The sequence below is a fragment of the Paenibacillus typhae genome, from assembly GCF_900099765.1.
GTDB classification, from domain to species: domain Bacteria; phylum Bacillota; class Bacilli; order Paenibacillales; family Paenibacillaceae; genus Paenibacillus_AQ; species Paenibacillus_AQ typhae.
Genome location: NZ_FNDX01000020.1, coordinates 83722 through 99776, shown reverse-complemented (window position 1 = coordinate 99776; position 16055 = coordinate 83722). Strand labels below are relative to the sequence as shown.

Genomic DNA, 16055 nt, shown 5'->3' with positions numbered 1-16055 from the left:
AAACAAACTCAATGCCCTCCATTTTGGAGATAAGCAGCGAGTAGATCATGGCAGGAATGTTTAGCTCCTGCGGCCGACCACGGTGGTTCTTTTTCCGAAGGACGTGCAGGACCGGAGCCAGATCTAAGTGTTCAAAGATTTGGCAGTATTTATTTTCTGGGCGCATCAGGAGCAATTCCTCAAAGGAAAATAGCTCTTCTTGTCGAATTGAATAGATAGGGATTACCTCTTTTCTTTCTCGGGTGTCGGTTTGGTCGCCTATAACTTCGAGAATTTGGGGAGGTACTCCTTTTTCTATGCTCAAAAAATCCAAGCGCAGCAAGGGTTTTGGATTATGAAATTGTCTCCTCTTTACACTTAAATCGCCTGATTTTGGTCTGAGCGGGCACTTAGTTGTATTCGTTACACTTAAATTTCCTGAAAAAGTCCGTTTCACGCTAAACGGCCCATTATAGTTGTATGGAATACATTTAAAGTATGGATAGGTACAGGGGCGCTGGGTTTAGTTGTATGGACTACACTTAAAGTGTGCTCAGGGACGGCAGCGCCGGGTTTAGTTGTATAAACAGCAGTAAGCTACAATACCCGGTCATCCTCAACATAAGCTTGATCCGGCCTAAATCACGTACTCTGGGGTCTCTCCAGTTCACAAAACCAGCAAAACTTACAATGGCCGCGACTCCACAGCCACACTACTTCGCCGCCACTCCACTACTCGACTACTCACTTCCGTACTACTCACTTCCTACTAATCTCTCACTCCACCAGCGCCGTCATTCCGGCAATAACCGTCCCAAGACTGCCGCCCGCCACATCCAGCCCCTCCAGGCTCACGCCTTGCTCGACCGCTGACTTATACAGCAGCGAGGCTGCCGCACCGTCCCAGGCGAGCGCCCCGGCCAGCCGGTTATCCCTGACGTAAATTCGTGTGTACACGCCGTCTACTTCGCCCGCCGCTGACAGGTCACACTGCCGCTCATCCGTGTTCCCGACCGAGAACAGCGAGCTGCCAAAAGCGTTAAACAGCGTCACCGGAACCGGCCGGCGGTAATCGGCCGGTTCTGCCGCAGCCATATTCATTCCGGCCACTTTGCCCTGCTCAATCGCTCCGCCCCACAGCCCTTCAACCAGCCCATCCAGCTCGGCAATATCGCCGGCGGCATAGATATGGGGAGCACTCGTCTCCAGATGTCGGTTCACCAGCACGCCGGACCGGACATGTATCCCGGTCTCCCGCACAAGCTCCGTATTCGGCACGATGCCGATAGAGTACACCACATGTTCGCAGGGAACTTCCGTTCCATCGTCCAGCGTTACGCCGGAGACTGCTACATCACCGTTAATCGCAGTAACTCCAGCGTGCAGCTTAACCTCCACACCGGCCTGCTCCATAATCCGGCGCAGCCGCTCTGACGAAGCCTCATCGAGCTGACGGGCCATCAGGCGCGGGGCGGCTTCAACAATCGTCACCGGATAACCGGCCTCATGCAGCGCCCAGGCTGTCTCCAGCCCCTGCACCCCGCCGCCGATGACTACGGTGCGCTGCCCGGCAGTCAGCTCTTCTTTTAAACGATCGGCATCACCCAGATCCCGGATCGTGTGGACGTTCTGCAGTCCGGCACCGCCTACGGCCAGCGCCCGGTTACGCGCACCCATGCACAGCAGCATCTTATGGTAGGTTACCCGGCGTCCGTCTGCCGTCTCTACCTCCTGCTCCTCCGGATGAATCGAAGCAATCCGGCTGGCAGTATGCAGAGTGATCCGGTTATCGCGGTACCACTTCTCCTTCTTGATCAGCACCTTGTCACTATGCAGGTCGCTGAACAAGCCCTTGGTCAGCTTGATCCGGTTATAGGGCAGGTGGCTCTCCTCCCCAAAAATCGAAATCTCCGACTCCGCATCCTGGTCGCGGATCGCCTTTGCGGCATGAACCGCCGCTACACCGCTGCCGACAATGACATAATGTTTATTCATCTCCGTCCGCCCCCTTAGATTGCGCTCAGCAGCAGGTCAGAGACGAATTCGGCGGCGTTTCTGATCTTCTGTGTCTTCTCAGCTTCTTTCGGGGAAAAGCGGACGCGGATCGGGAATTCCACATGCGTCATTCCGGTGGACTTGATTACGTCGGAAGTGCTCTGGACGGTCATATTGGTTCCGTTCAGGTAATCCTGGATAACCTCAATCGCTTCACCGCTCCAGCCGTAGGAGCCGAAAGCCGCAGCCAGCTTGCCTTCCAGATTCATCAGCTGCAGCTCCTTAAGCAGCGGCTCCAGATTGCCGATCATATCGGCGTAACGGGTCGAGCTGCCGATGAAGACAGCGTCCGCCGCCTCGATGCTGTCCAGAATAGCAGCCATCTCGCTTTTATCCGCATCCCATACCGTTGCTTCGATCCCGTTCTCCTGCAGCGTAGCCTGCAGAATGCCGGCCATTTTCTTCGTATTGTTTTTGATGGTCGTGTACACGATAGCCGCTTTCTTGCCCTGGGTCGTCTCCCGGCTAAGCTCGGCATACAGATCAATGTACTTGCGGACGTCCTCGCGGATCAGGAACCCGTGCGAAGGGGCGATCATCTCAATCTCCAGATCCTTGACGGCTTCCATCAGCGTTCTTACATATCTTCTGTGCGGATGGATAATGGCGCTGTAGTAACCTTTGAAATCCTCCGTGATATCAAACCCGGCCTCATCGCTGAACAGCTTCTCCACTGCAACATGGGTGCTGAAAATGTCACACGGGTATAATATTTTATCCTCTATACAATAAGTAATCATCGTTTCAGCGGTATGCAGATAAGGGGTCTCCTTGAACAGCAGCGTTTTGCCGCCGATATCCAGCGTATCCCCGTCCCGAACCACCAGATAATTACGGCTGTGCAGCTTGTACATTTCCTGAATTTCCGGCACCGCAATCTCTGTGCATACAATAGTAGCGTTAGTCGCCCGCATAGCCAGCGCAGCCAGCCCGCCGGAGTGATCCGGCTCGGTGTGATTAATTACGATGTACGCAATGTCCAGCGGATCAATCAGCTCTGCCATCCGGTTCGCATATTCACGGCCAAACTCCATATCCACAGTATCAATAACAGTCGGCTTGCCGGTTTTCAGCAAATAGGAATTGTAAGTCGTGCCCTTCGCCAGAATCAGCCGGTGGAACGGCACCTCGCGGTTGTCGATTTTTCCTACCCAATACGTATCCTTGGCAATCTTAATATCCGAAATGTTCATCTCTCTTCGCCCTCCAATGGATCTTGTTTGTCTATCAGCACCCTCATTCTATAACGGGCACCGGGGTCAAAAGGAGGACTCTAATCAAATTTTGAAAAGTTTAAAAAAGCGGAGGTTACACATTTGAATATACACGGTTTGCGGGGGAGCGTTGTGTCTTGAGTCACGCTGGATTATATTGATTGAGGAAGCATTTTCGTTAAAAGCATACAAAGGGACATACCCGGTCAAGCCATTTCATAGCTTACGGATATGCCCCTTTTTTGTTATTTTGCCACTGGAAGCTCGATCTTCAGCTCTAGTCCCTTGATGAACTGCTTCTCCTCCACCGTCTCCGCGAAGTCATCCTCTACTATAAAAGGCTTTAACAGCAGATAGGAGGTGGTTCCGGATGTTGTTGCATATCTCGCGTCGAAGCTGAGTGCGTTGGCAGAATACTGGCCGTCCCCGTTCAGAGCCGGAAGCTGGCGCCCCTGATCGTCATAAACGGCAAGCCGGATCTTGTTCAACCGTTTTTCTTCCTTCTCTGTCAATGTATCTGCGTTGAACAAGGCTATGGAATAATGAACTCGGGTCGTTAAAGGAGTACTCTGCAGTTCTGCCACTGTAACGGATAGCTCGTCATTAGCGGACAGAGCATCAGGCTGCACATTGATGATGTCTTCGGTTGTTTTTTTGAACGGAATATCCAGCTTGAATTCGTGGTCGATTCCTTCCAGAGATAGCAAGGCTTCAGCCGTAAAGGTATCAGGAACAGTGCTGCTGCCGGATGCTTCAAACACCTCTTCAAAGATCAGCATATCCGGATGGGCTTCACCGGCGCCTGTAAAATAACCGCCCTGCAAAATAGAGCCGGGATCACCCTGCTGTTTGCCGTCTACCGTGAGCGTCAGATTGCTGATAGCATCGCTGAGCTTCACCTTCTTTTTACCGGTATCAAATTCGCCGTTCTTCAGATTCGGAGCCTCTACCTTCAGCAGAAATGCTGCCCGGCTGCCGTCAAAGACAGTTTCGGTGACCTCAAGCTTCACATCCCTGTATGACACCTCACTGTTCACACTGGAGGCCAGTCCGAGTTCGCCGGCGTTCCGCAGGCCAATGTCCCCTTCAATCGAGCTGAATAAGCTTCCGATAAGCGGTATGCTTTTGATCGAATCGGCCATAGCCGGGGATACAAAGCCTGAGGCAAACAGGCCTGCACCGAGAACGAAGGCTGCTGCTGTGGCAGAGCTCAACCGGCGGAGCTTCGACTGCGGTTTCCTTCTGCGTCCGGCCGGCTGCTCCGGCAGTGAAGCATAAGTCTCATCCAGACGGGCACGGACAAGCGGAGAGATGGGCATACCCGCAGCTGCATTTCCCTCCTTCAATCCTTGGAATTCCTGATCCAGGTTAAACTTATCCATAGTTTATCGTCCCTTCTTGGTTAATTGTAAAAACCTTCAGCAATGCTTCTCTCGCTCTCGCAAGCCGCATTTTTACCGCACTTTCTGAAATTTCAAGCACACTGGCGATCTGCCGCAGCGGCAGATCTTCAAAATAATGCAGGATGACCACAATCCTCATCTTCTCTTCAAGGCGTTCAACAGCCTCTCTCAGATCAACCTTGTCATATTCGTCCGAAGGGGAAGCCGACTCCGGAACCTCAGCGTACACAACCGTACGGGAACGGCGCGACAGGATGGAGTTACATTCGTTCATCAGAATCCGGAACATCCAGGTTTTGACGAACTGAGGCTCACGCAGGGAATGTATTGATTTGTAAGCCTTCAAAATCGTTTCCTGCAGCGCATCTGCTACATCTTCTTCCTTGCCCAGCATCGATTTGGCCATATAGTACAAGGAATTCTCCAGCTGCTTAACCAGGCTGATAAAAGCTTCACGGTCGCCCGCTTTGGCCTGAACCGTAAGATTGGCTAAATCCAATGTCATACACTCCTTTCTTCTTGTTGGTGTTTATTCTTTATAGATTGAACCGGTAAATCTCCGATTTGGGATTAGCCGTGACTCCAGAGAATGTTTGGACTTCCGGCCGCTGTTGTCTACAGATTTCTTGATTTATAAGTTTTAATGGTTGAAATCCGCAGACAAAGGCGGTCGCTACCGCTCCTACAGTTCCAAAATTCCCCTCCGCCACTTTTCCCTTAATTAAGTTTTTAAGTTCAATCTATAAATTAGACCCGCACGAGGGTCATATGGTCACAAAGAAATAAAATTCATATACATCATCGTACGCCTGGTTGTGTTCCGTCCTATGGCTGCCATTTGAAGGTCACCGCCGAACTCGCTTTTAAAGTAAAGGTAAAGGCACGCTCTCCCCACTGCACGCTGAACGCACGGTCCTCATCCGCCGGATTGAGCGCAATCAGGACAATGGAGCCGTCGGGATTACGGTAGGCGACATTCTCGATCCCGCCGGCCTGCGTCGAGCCGATGCGAACCGCTCCGGGATCAGTGAACCGGCTGGCATGTCCCAGCGCATAATATTCCACATTCCGTGAATAGCCTGACTCCCCTTGACCGTCTACGGTTACAACACCGCGGCAATTCGTACAGCCTCCGTTCGCCGGTCCGCCGTCAGGATTGAGAGCCAGATTCCACAGCAGTACTGCCTTCGCCCAGTTACGCGGCCCGCCGATGATCAGCTTGGACATCAGCCAGGTCAGGTTATCGCCGAAATCCTCACTCCACGCGCCTCCGCTGCACTCCGTTACATAGATCTCTTTTTCGGGATGGGCTTCGTGCACCTTGCCCATCACTTCCGGTGAACCCGCATAACAGTGATAAGCTGTGCCGTCAGTGTAGGCGTTCGCTTTTGCATCACTAAGTACGGTCTGCGTATAGCTCTCCGCGATGTCCCAGTTATGATCGAACGCCACAATTTTGGACATAATGCCTTGCTTGCTGAACTCCGGCCCCAGGAAATTTCCGATAAAATAAGCCTGCTCTTCCGCTCCCATACTCATGCTGGGATAATCCGCTGTCGTGTATTCCGGCTCGTTCTGTACAGTCAGTGCATAGATAGGGATACCCAGCTTCTCATAATCCTTAATATATCGTGCCAAATACTGCGCATAGGCAGAGTACACACGCGGTTCGGCATAGTTTAAATACCATCCGTTATGAATCTGCTCCCCGTATTTCATCCAGGGCGGCGCGGTCCAGGGCGTTCCCATAACCTTCACCGTTTCGTTCGCGTCAACAATACGCCGCAGCAGCTCCGTCACATCCTTGTCTTTGGCGGCGGAGAACTGCTCCAGCCCGTAATCCTCCCCGGATTCTGTGTCATCATAAGTGTAGCTCGCCGGGTTCCCGTCTGCATCGACCGAGAAATCGGAAGCGCCAACGGAGTGGCGGACAAAGCTCAGGCGTATCCCTTCGGGCGAGAACAAATCCTTAACCAGTGCCTCGCGCTGAACCTCAGACATTTGCTTATTAATCAGAAAAGCGGAAGACCCCGTAACGGAGGCCCCAAAACCGTCCATTGTCTGATATTCCTGGTCCGGATTCACCGTAATAACGGGTTGTCCGGCAGCTGAGTGTACCTTCTCACCATCCGTGTCTGCCGAATCCCGGAAAAAGAACGGCTCCTGCGGAGCAAGCAGACTGGACTGATCTCCCGTTGTCACCCAGGCATTCACTTCTATCTGAGACAGCCCGGTCTGTTCAGGTTTGTAATTGTACAGTATCACTGCGGTCAAGGCCGTTAGTGCGGCGGCGGCTGCAGCCACCGCTAATAACAGTTTGCGTCTGCGCATATCGGGACCTCCTTAATATGACAAGTAGAAACGGCTTCGCCGTCCTTAAAAAGGCGGCAACCGTTTCTGCGGGAAATATCAGACCTGTATAGATCTGCAAGTTTATACTTTCTGATATTTTTAAAAAAAGAAGCCGGAGGTTTCATCCCCCGGCCCGATCCATGAATCTGCATCATTGTCCGTTACACAGCTGTGCTACCCGTCACACACTTGGCCAGCTATGCTTTTTCTTGCCCGGAAATTTCTGCTTCATCCTTTGATCTTGTATTCCATTGCATTGCTCTTATTTGATCGTCAAGCTGGTCTTCAAACGGATATCGTCCGAGGCGCTGCCGACATAAACCGGTATATTGCCGGAAGGCATGACCCACTTGTCCGTTTTTTCATCCCAATAAGACAGTGCTTTGGCATCCAGCTCGATCTGGACGCGCTGCTGCTTGCCGGGCTTCAGTTCAACCTTGGAAAAGCCGGCCAATTGCTTCGGTGCGGTCTCAACCTGGGTTGGCAGCTGGCCTACATACACCTGAACTACCTCGGCACCAGTAACTTTACCGGTATTCCGGAGATTCAGGGACACCGTCATCTTGCTGTTAGCGCCTTTGCCGCTTACATTCGCATGAACATTGCGGTAGTCGAAGGTTGTATAGGACAAGCCGTGGCCAAAAGCAAATGCCGGCTTGATACCGGAATCCTCGTAACCGCGGTAACCCACCATAACGCCTTCACTGTACTCGCCCTTGCCGTTCACTCCCGGGAATTGTGCAGCAGACGATACCGGCGTGCTGTCTTCGTTGACCGGGAACGTAACCGGCAGCTTGCCGGACGGATTCACATCTCCGAACAGTACCCGGGCAATAGCGTCACCCTGCTCCTGCCCGGTGAACCAGGCCTGGACGATCGACTTGACCTTGTTCTTCCATCCGTCCATCTCAACCGCCCTACCGCTCATGGATACCACGATCGTATTCGGGTTAGCCGCAGCCACCTCGGAGATCAGACGGTCCTGGTTATTGGGCAGATCCAGATCCGAACGGTCGTAGTAGCCTTCACTTTCATAGGTGCGGACAACAACTACGGCAACATCGGATTTTTGGGCCAGATTAACGGCTTCCTGCATTTTGCTGTCTACTGCACCAGCCGGCGGCTCCCAGCCGAGCCGGACGGTACCGCCGAAGTCGGTGGAGGCACCTTCCTTGTAGTATGTTTTGTATTCAATTTTGATCTCATGACGTTCACCCTTGGTCAGGGTTACAGCAGCCTTTTCTGTCTTCAGTTTGGTTCCGTCGCTGTCGATCAGCAGCTTGCCGTCCAGATACAGCTTGCCTGTGCCGACACTGGTCAGGCTTAGATTGTACTCACCTGTCATTGGAGCAGTCAAGTAACCGTTCCAGCGTGCGGACATCATGCTGTTCAGATTGCCCGGTGTCTGCGGCAGCTTGGAGGACTGTCCGTTCAGTCCTTCAAAGTTATAAAAACCAAGATTCAGGTTGACCTGGCCGTCTGTCCGGGTAAGCGAAGGCTCGCCTTCCATTTTGTTGTTAGGCCAGTATTCCCCGCTAAGGCCTCTGCCTTCCCCGTCTCCTGCAGGAGTCAGGACCGACGATGGAATCGCGGAAGGGCCGTTGACAATATCACCGGTCCCTACCGGATCAGTACCCGGTGCATAGCTGACTTTAACGCCGCTTCCGGCGCGGTCGCGGATGGCATCCAGCGGAGTGACCGTATACGTAGGATTAACAAGGGAGCTTCCCCCGACCGTAGTGTAGTTATCGGCATCCGGGCCGATGACTGCAATCGACTTCAGCTTGTCCTCATTCAGCGGGAGCGCCTTGCCTTTGTTCTGGAGCAGCACCAGGCTGTCCTCGGCAATATCAAGCGCCGCCTTGCCGTGCTCCTCTGCCGGAATCTGGACATTGACCGGCTTGCTGTCAAACAGGCCTTTGTCGAACATCTGGTTCAGAATTCTTCCGGCCATAAGGTCAAGCTGAGCTTCGCTGACCTCTCCGTTCTGAACGGCTGTCAGCAGCTGATTCCCCCACTTGCCGTACGGCTCACCCGGTGTTTCGAGATCAAGCCCGGCGAATGCCGATTTGGTTGTGCTGAGATTGGCACCGTAGTCGCTCATGACAAAGCCATCGAAGTTCAGCTTGTCTCTCAGGACATCGGTCAGCGCATATTCGCTTTCACAGGCTGGAGTGCCGTTGATTTTATTGAACGAGCACATTACGGAAGACAGGCCTGCATCCTTGATTGCCGCTGCAAACGGTCTGGAGTAGATCTCCATAATCGCCCGTTCGCTGGCTACGGAATCCACGGTGAAACGGTCTGTCTCCTGATTGTTAAGCAGGTAATGCTTGGCTGTCGCCATGACCGGATGGCTCTGCACAGCATTCACATAAGCCACGCCCAGCTTGGACTGCAGCAGCGGGTCCTCCCCGAGAGACTCAAAGTTACGCGAGCCCCATGGCAGCCGGGCGATGTCGAGCCCCGGTCCGAGCAGCACGTTATGCGTTGTATTGAACGCTTCTTCTCCGACCAGATCGCCGTAAAGAGCTGCTGCTTCAGTATCCCAGGTTGCAGCAAGCGCGATTGGCGCCGGGAAAGCGGTAGATTTCTTGTTCTGTATATCAGGGTTGGCAATACGTACCCCTGTCGGCCCGTCGGCCATCGTCAATGCGGGAATGCCAAGCCGCTCCAGCGAATCGTTATAAAAGCCATAATAATTGTTCACATTACCTGTGACAAAATTGACTTTTTCCTCTGTAGTCATTTCCTTCAGCAGCAGCTCCGTACGCTCTTTGGGAGAATGCGTAGCGTCCAGCCATGGTCTGGCAGAATCCGCTCCGGCCATCTGCAGAGGTGCAAGTACGGATATACTGATTGCTGCGGCGGCAACCACCGCGTGTAGTTTAAGCGATACTTTCATATTCTGTGTTCCCTCCTGGATGTCTCTGTCTAATGACCCGTCCTCACATTCCAGTCTGTCCAGCTGCCGGACAGTCCTTGTTGATCGGCAATCCGAGTTATGCACTCCCCTCCTTCGTCCTGTAATTCTGGAATATGTATAGGCTTCATGCTGGGATGTGCCTATGTCTTTCGTGAGCACAGGCAGCTTTTGAATTGCCGGGTATAACAGTAGCGCAGTTTTTTGTGTCTTGCATCCGTTATTTTCTGGTAACGGGAAACCGGCTGTACCCTGTTTTACTGAAATTTTCCTGAAAATTAGCTGAATAACGCTGAAAACCAGGACTATATTCCCTTGCAGGTTCGTAACTTTATTGTAACCTTTTTGTAACTTTTGAGGCAAATGGATCATGAAAATAGGTCCGCTTAAAATAACCAATACAGGGTTATTTAGGGTAGACCGTATTTAATTACCTCATTATTATCCAGGTATTTACACACGATACATGCCGGAGCTCCCTCTGAGTCCACGCTGAAACCATATTTGTATTCATAATGAAGTTATGGTGAGGCGATGCCGGGTCCATCAAACATGATCTGTCCGAATCGGCAGACAGCCTATGCTTCCGTTGCCAGCTTTTCTGCGTAAGGCTTCAGGCAGCCGCTATTGCTCCTCCAGTTCACAAATCCCCCTCCACTGCGCTTCCCGACCCTGGTAATCAAACTAAGTGGAAAAATGCCATCTATTTCTCCGTTAAACTGTGCTGCTGGGAATCTAATTGGAAAAACGATACTTAATTTCAGCGAAAATAGCTCCAGAACAATAAATCGTCCGAAATAAATGCTCTTTTTCCACCTAATCGTCACAGAAGCCGGGGATCACCGAATTTAAGTAGCAAAAATCCAACTAAGCCTCAAAGGCTCTTTCCCTCACCCAGTGAAATCTTGTATTATGCCGCTCGCAAGCCTCCCGCCCGGATAAAACAACGCAAAAAAACGGCGTTCCTCTACGGAACAGCCGTTTCTTACATTCGTTTCTTACATTTTTAGAATGTAGTTAAACCGTTTCGAAACATTCCAGATTCTCCTCCACAAACTCCCGGAATGTCCTCGGCGCCCGCCCTGTCAGCTGCTGAAACTCCCCGCTTACCCGCTGAGCCGTACCCATCCTGGTCATAAAATACAGGGCTACCGTCACATTCACATAGGCTTTATCCAGTCCCCGCTCTTTAATGTAGTACCTTCTATATTTCAGGAACCCAGGCTTGGCATATGTGATCTGCCGTTCTGTTGCCTCACTCAGGATCTGCGCCACCTGATAATAGTCGAGCGACTCCGGTCCAGTTAGCGTGTGGGCGGTATTGGCATATTTCACAGGATCGCCAAGCAGCACAGCGGCAGCCAGCCCGAGATCCGCCGCATCAATAAAGCTGGTTTTGCTGTTGCCCGCCGGTATATAAATCTGATTCAGCCCGCGGATTTCGGCAGCGTGAATGCCCGATATATTTTGCATGAAAAACCCCGGACGGATATGCGCATAAGGAATTCCTGCAGCTTCTATGTATTTTTCAATTTTATAGTGGGGCGGAATGGTGTTCTTCTCGATCCCCATCAGCGAGAGAAAAGCGACAAGCCGGATACCGTGAGCCTTCAACGCATCAATAAAAGGATACAAATCCTCCGGTTTCCCCAAATGCGGCGGGCGCATCAGAAATACCCGGTCCACCCCTCCAAGCGCAGTAGCAAAGGTAGATGCATCTGTAAAATCAAGCTTCACACACGCTGACCGGCCGTGAAACCGTTGCTCCAGTCTCTGCACATTTGTCCCGGCTGCCACAGCCTGCTCTCCCCTGTTCAAAAGCTCATCCACTACATAGCTGCCCACATTGCCTGAAGCACCTGTAACTAATATTTTCATGACCGTCCATTCTCCCTGCTGATGATTTCCGTCGCCTGCTGCATAAGCTCAATAAATCTGGCGAATTCGGCGCTGCCCATCTGCTCCTCCAGCAGCTCCATACTGCGGTAATATTCCTTTGCGGTGGACTCTACGAGCTCCCGCCCCACCGCTGTCAGAGAGACGGTATAGCTCCTTCCGTCTGTGGCGGATGCAGCTTTATGCAGATACTGCTGGCGGACCAGAGAGTTGATCATAACGGTAACAGACGGCTTGGATATCCTGAAAAAGCTGCTGATCATCAGCGGCGTAACCGGCTCCTCCTGCTTCTCCACAAAGATAAGCACGCCCATCTCGCTGGACCTGACGGGAATATCCTTCTTCACATTCATCTGCTGCCGGCAAAATAAACCGATAATCTCCGCGCTTCTTGCCGCACTCCCTTTCACATGCCCACCTCATTTAGTTAGTCTGGTTAACTACATTCTCACATAGCAGCTCCCTGCTGTCAATTTGATATAAAAAACCTCTCCGGCACCGGAAAATTCCCGGGCACAAGAGAGGTTGCCGTTTCTATAATTCAGCCTATGCTTCTACCAGGGCAGCGTCTCCCCGGCGTAATCAATCAGAGACAGCCCTTCCCCGGCATAGCCGGGATCAAGCCGCTGCTCCACAAGCTTCAAGATACTTCCGGCGGACTCGTCCGGTGTCAGCTTGCCCCCTGTATCCAGCTTGCCCTGCATATAAGTCTGAACATGGCCGGGATGAATGACCATCACCTTGCCGCCCTTGGGTGCAATCTGGTTGTGAATCAGATGGGACTGCATATTGAGCGCCGCCTTGGACATGCAATAGGCATACCAGGCGTTCCGCCAGCAGCTGCCGATGCTGCCTGCCTCGGAAGAGATATTGACGATGAGCTTATGTTCACTTCGCAAAAGCGGCTGAATCAGCCCGTTCGACATTCTCAGCGCCCCCAGCGCATTCACGCGGAACACCTGATCCATCTCCTCAAAATCCAGCTCGTCCTCAATCGTCGCCTGCATGTCACCCAATATAGCCCCGTTATTGATCAGAATATCCAGCCGGTCAGTGACCGCAGCCACGGCTTCCAGCGCTCTGCTGACACTGTCCGCAGCGCTGATATCAAGCGGAACACGCTTCATACGTCCCTCACTTCCCTCCTCCAGCTGCTCCAATTCACTCCCGGCTCCGGCGTTTCCGGCCCCTGCATATTGTCCGGCAAATACATAATAGCCTTGTCCCAGCAGTCCCTTAACCAGGCTGAGCCCGACTCCCCGGTCTGCTCCTGTAACGAATGCCCATTGTGGCATCAGCTTCTCCCCCTTATCGAGCTTCATCCATTCCATTGTAGAGGATTGAAGCGGAGGCAGATATAATCTAATGGCCGTTGTTTATGGCATAATGACAGATCATACTCATCTAAAATGAACATGCTTTTGATTTGGTTGTATGATGGGTGGTTGTACTTTGTACAATAGATTCATCCTTTGGATGCCGGAAAAGTCATTCTATTGCATTTTGTACAATTGATTTCCGGAAAATAGAGCGAATGCTCCAAAAATCAAAAAATCTGCTGTACAAAATACAGCAGATTCTATCTTCAGACCGATTTAATCATGATCCGTTGTACAAAGTGCAACAGAATGTCTCCTCACCTTATACTTGAGATGGCCGCAGCAGCATCTGCCCTCATACCTGCTATAACCGCGGCAATGAGTGCCTGCTCACTTCCCCGCCGGCTCATAAATCAGGCAGCGCAAGGCCTGATTCGGATATCGGAGCTCTGCCGTATAGCTGCTTCCGTCTTCCAGCAGCAGCTTCACGGCGACCATCCCGCGCTTGTTATTATTCTCTGTACCGGTCAGGCTGGCCTTGACGATGGTGCGCTTCTCTCCCTGCTTGTTCATCACAATCTGGGTAGCCTTGTGAATCCAGCTGGCATCCTTCGCTATACGGTTGGCAGCTGCGTCATCAATGGGTGTTCTTTTCAGCGCCCCATTGATGACCGTTGTATCCAGCATATCGCCGGTCTTGGCGTCGATAATCACATGGTACTCCTGAAATTCTTTCTCCTGCCCGCGCAGGGTAGCGGCTTTGTATGGAGCAGAATGAACGGTCCAGGCCGGCTGCTTGTCCGCTCCAAGCTCAGCCAGAAGGGCCTTTGTCTTCAGCTTGGAAACATCTGCATCGAACAGCTTGTTGACACTTTCTGCAGCCAGCCGCTTCGCCTCAGCCTCGCTGATGTCCTGTGCCAGGGGCGGGACAGTTACATTGTGCCGGGCGGCGATATAATTCAGCCGGTAGGACCAGTCGATCAGCTGCAGCAGCTCTTCGTCGGTCATTGTCCGCTCCGGGTAAGTGTACGTGTGCGTCTCTATATCCACATACACCTCCGCCTGTCCGGCCTTAAGCGGCAGCGGCTGCTCCGGGCGAAGCCCTTCATACACATATTGATCTTCCAGCACCAGTCTGCGGTTTATTTCTGCTTCGGTTATTTCCCTGCCCGAGATACCGGGTTCAAGTCCGGGCTTATTGATGTAATCATAAATCTGCTTAATCTGCGCTTCGCTCATATCTTTTAGCAGATCGGCTGTTACCGTAGATACCGGGGCCGGAGCCTCAAACTTTAATACAGGAATGGCGCTGCCGCCCGCAGCCGGCTGAGCCTTGGCCTGAACGGCCGGACCGTTCCCTGCAATGACCCGAGAATTTACAATGCCCGGGACGACAAAGGCACTTAGCGTGAGCACGCCCCCTGAGAATAAAACAACAGCTCCGGCATACCATTTCTTTTTGTTCAATTTCATTACCTCCATCGGGATCTGAGTTGTTAAATCTGTCTTTAGCTTAATCCCGGGATGTTATAGAGTAGGAGGCCGAGTTGTTAGGAAGTTGTAAAATAAGCCGGATGACTGTCCCTTGTCCAGGCACAGATTCCAGCTCGACCCGGGCCTGATGCGCTTCGGCAATCTGCCGGCATAAGGACAAGCCGAGACCGGCGTTGCCATACAGGCGCGAACGCGCGGGGTCTGCCCGGTAGAATGGCTCGAAGGCGCGTTGGCTCTGCTCCGCCGTCATTCCGCTGCCGCTGTCGCGCACCTCCAGCACAGCTTCTCCCTTCTGCTCATAAGCCAGCAGTCGTATTGGACTGCCCGGCTGGGAGGCGTGAACCGCATTCTCGATCAGGTTCACCAGAAAGGATGCCAGCAGATCGGCGTCCCCCCGCACGGCAGGAATGGAGCTGTCTATCTCCAGCGGAATGCCGCGCTCTTGTAACTTATGCTCCTCTGTCTGACTCACCGTCTCAAACAGATCAGCCACCTCTACCTCGGAAAGTAACAGAGGCTGGTGCCGGAGAACAGACAAATCCAGCAGCTTAAAGGCCAGATTCTTCAGCCGGACCGTTTCGCTCCAGATGTAACGGCCGGCCTGAATCTGCTCTTCCTGGCCGATGTTGGCCGAGGTAAGAAACTCCGCAAAGCCCTGCATGCTGGTCAGCGGCGTGCGCAGCTCATGGGCCAGATTATCGACCATCCGCTGCTTCTCCTCCGCCATATCGGAGAGCTCGGTCATCCGCTGCTCCACTGCAGCAGCCATCCGGTTGAAGTGAACCGCGAGCTCCCCGAATTCATCCCTGCTGTGCAGCTCCACCCGGTTCGGATAATCGCCTTCGGCGATCGTGCGGGCGCTCTCTGACAGCTGCTTCAGCGGCTTCGTCAGACTGCGGATCAGCAGATAGAGCAGCAGCGCCAGCACCGGCCCGGCAATCCAGTTGATCATCACGAAGAACCGGTTCAGCTCCTGCTGCTGGGCATACAGCCCGCTGATGTCGCGGCTATAGATCAGCTCCAGATCCTGATACGGAGCAGGCAGCGGCATCGACAATTTTATGGTCTGCTCGGCAGTCTGCTCCTCTTGCCCGTCAACCTTCCCGCCGCCGGGGCTTGGATAAATCAATCTGCCGTTCTCGCGCAGCTCAAGGCCGATTCCCTGGCTGCGGTAATAATCCCCGTACGACTGCGCTACACTGGCAAGCAGGACAGGTGTAAGGGTGTTGCCCCGCGCGCGGATCGAATCGAGATTTTCAAATATATTGTTTGCGATTAACGTCTGCTCGCTCGCCGCCCGTCTGGTTTCGCTGTCCATATTCAGCTGCCAGCTTTTTTTCATCACCATAATGACACTTACATCAAGGGCAATAATAAAGAGAGCAAGCACGGCGAGCAGAATCTTATGCCAGAACCGCAT

General features: G+C 52.6%; 11 protein-coding genes and 1 pseudogene. All 12 read right to left on the bottom strand.

The features are described 5' to 3' along the window. A pseudogene (locus tag BLR64_RS17115) lies at positions 1–436 on the bottom strand (hypothetical protein); the annotation flags it as partial. Between the two features lie 320 nt (positions 437–756). Continuing rightward, the gene (locus BLR64_RS17110; protein WP_090715976.1) at positions 757–1974 is read right to left on the bottom strand and encodes an NAD(P)/FAD-dependent oxidoreductase; all 1218 of its coding nucleotides are present in this window, start codon (positions 1972–1974) and stop codon (positions 757–759) included. Between the two features lie 14 nt (positions 1975–1988). Continuing rightward, positions 1989–3227, bottom strand: a complete 1239-nt coding sequence (locus BLR64_RS17105; protein WP_090715975.1) for an FprA family A-type flavoprotein — start codon at positions 3225–3227, stop codon at positions 1989–1991. A gap of 266 nt (positions 3228–3493) precedes the next feature. Further along, on the bottom strand, positions 3494–4630 hold the full coding sequence (locus BLR64_RS17100; protein WP_090715973.1) for a DUF4179 domain-containing protein: 1137 nt from the start codon (positions 4628–4630) through the stop codon (positions 3494–3496). Further along, positions 4623–5150 carry an RNA polymerase sigma factor gene (locus tag BLR64_RS17095; protein WP_244157740.1) on the bottom strand — a complete coding sequence of 176 codons (528 nt, stop codon included), beginning with the start codon at positions 5148–5150 and terminating at the stop codon, positions 4623–4625. Before BLR64_RS17095 ends, BLR64_RS17100 begins: the two co-directional genes overlap by 8 nt. A gap of 326 nt (positions 5151–5476) precedes the next feature. Beyond that, positions 5477–6982, bottom strand: a complete 1506-nt coding sequence (locus BLR64_RS17090) for a glycoside hydrolase family 30 protein (protein ID WP_090715970.1) — start codon at positions 6980–6982, stop codon at positions 5477–5479. A 283-nt stretch (positions 6983–7265) separates the two neighbouring features. After that, entirely contained in the window at positions 7266–9908 is a 2643-nt protein-coding gene (locus BLR64_RS17085) for a beta-glucosidase H (protein ID WP_090715969.1), read from the bottom strand. Between the two features lie 1035 nt (positions 9909–10943). Then, entirely contained in the window at positions 10944–11804 is an 861-nt protein-coding gene (locus BLR64_RS17080) for an NmrA family NAD(P)-binding protein (RefSeq protein ID WP_090715967.1), read from the bottom strand. Further along, positions 11801–12232, bottom strand: a complete 432-nt coding sequence (locus BLR64_RS17075; protein WP_090715966.1) for a MarR family winged helix-turn-helix transcriptional regulator — start codon at positions 12230–12232, stop codon at positions 11801–11803. The genes BLR64_RS17080 and BLR64_RS17075 overlap by 4 nt, the downstream gene beginning before the upstream one ends. A 144-nt stretch (positions 12233–12376) precedes the next feature. Next, on the bottom strand, positions 12377–13117 hold the full coding sequence (locus BLR64_RS17070; RefSeq protein ID WP_090715964.1) for an SDR family NAD(P)-dependent oxidoreductase: 741 nt from the start codon (positions 13115–13117) through the stop codon (positions 12377–12379). A 414-nt stretch (positions 13118–13531) separates the two neighbouring features. Next, positions 13532–14614: a hypothetical protein gene (locus BLR64_RS17065; RefSeq protein WP_090715963.1), complete on the bottom strand. Its 1083-nt coding sequence runs from the start codon at positions 14612–14614 to the stop codon at positions 13532–13534. A 40-nt stretch (positions 14615–14654) separates the two neighbouring features. Beyond that, on the bottom strand, positions 14655–16055 hold the full coding sequence (locus BLR64_RS17060) for a sensor histidine kinase (protein ID WP_090715961.1): 1401 nt from the start codon (positions 16053–16055) through the stop codon (positions 14655–14657).